The sequence below is a fragment of the Allobosea sp. TAB14 genome, assembly GCF_052113865.1.
GTDB lineage: Bacteria > Pseudomonadota > Alphaproteobacteria > Rhizobiales > Beijerinckiaceae > Allobosea > Allobosea spartocytisi.
In genome coordinates, this window is record NZ_JBFRDQ010000386.1 from 1 (window position 1) to 1023 (window position 1023).

2 protein-coding genes are annotated in these 1023 nt (G+C 65.7%); both read left to right on the forward strand.

Features of this window, described 5'->3' with window-relative positions:
* A partial coding sequence (locus AB4Y99_RS27825; protein ID WP_441525635.1) for a hypothetical protein occupies positions 1–487 on the forward strand: 487 nt, incomplete at its 5' end.
* Positions 488–643: 156 nt separating this feature from the next.
* The gene (locus AB4Y99_RS27830) at positions 644–928 is read left to right on the forward strand and encodes a hypothetical protein (protein WP_038368422.1); all 285 of its coding nucleotides are present in this window, start codon (positions 644–646) and stop codon (positions 926–928) included.
* Positions 929–1023 lie beyond the last annotated feature (95 nt).

Sequence of the window (1023 nt, forward strand, 5' to 3'; positions counted from 1 at the left end):
GTTCGCAGACGCCGCCTATGGCAAGAAGTCGGATGGCGGCTTCGGCCGTTCCTCCGGAAACGAGTTCAGCTTCCTGGCGGGCTTGCGCGTCTATTTCGGCTCCAGTGGCACCAACGACGTGTCGCCGTGGCTCGGCGAGAAGACCCTCATCCGGCGCGACCGCGAAGACTATATGCCGACCTATATCGACCGCGATGCGGGCGACCTGCCGAAGGCGCGTCAGAACACGGCAGCTGGCCTGCCTGGCGCGCCCGGTGCTCCCGGCGCGCCCGGTGCTCCCGGTGCTCCCGGTGCTCCCGGTGCTCCTGGTGCTCCTGGCGCTCCCGGTGCTCCCGGTGCTCCTGGCCCTGCCGGCCCTGAAGGCCCTTCCGGCCCTTCCGGCCCTGCCGGCGCGGACGGCGCAGAAGGCCCTCAGGGCCCTCCCGGCCCTCAGGGCCCTCCCGGCCCCCAGGGCCCTGCCGGCCCTCCCGGCGTTGCCCCCCCGTGAAATCTCGAGGGGGCGGAGCTCGGCAACGACGTCCCCCGATGGCTCAGTTCGTCTCTTGGCCAACGCGTCAAACCCCGCTGACTATCGTGCTTCAGGGCTCCGCCGGCATTAGCTGGCGGAGCCCTTTGCCCGCCCGCATTAATTCGGTGAGAGCAAGTGTTTGAGATCGAAGCAGAGCTGTGGGGGGAATTGCCGCCGGCGGCGCAAGAGCGTGAGATCTATCGGGCTGCTCAGGAATATCACGCATGGCTGCGCTCGCTCCCCCTGGGACAGCGCTGGGCAGAGCGGATACGGACCGAATTGAAAGTCGCTCGAGCATACAGAGCCGCGCTTCGCGAAGTTCAGATCGAACCTTTCCATAAGGGGCTTAAGCGTTCTCAAACGCGCCTCTTGAAGCTGCGGATTGAGCGCGCGACCGGTATTGTGCCGGGCCAGGCCTAACTGAAGTCCAGGACGGTCACAGGTCTGCGATAGTCGGAAGCGAGGCTTCATCTTCGTGATTAATTGTCGACGATTACAGCCATAGTTCCTCTTGC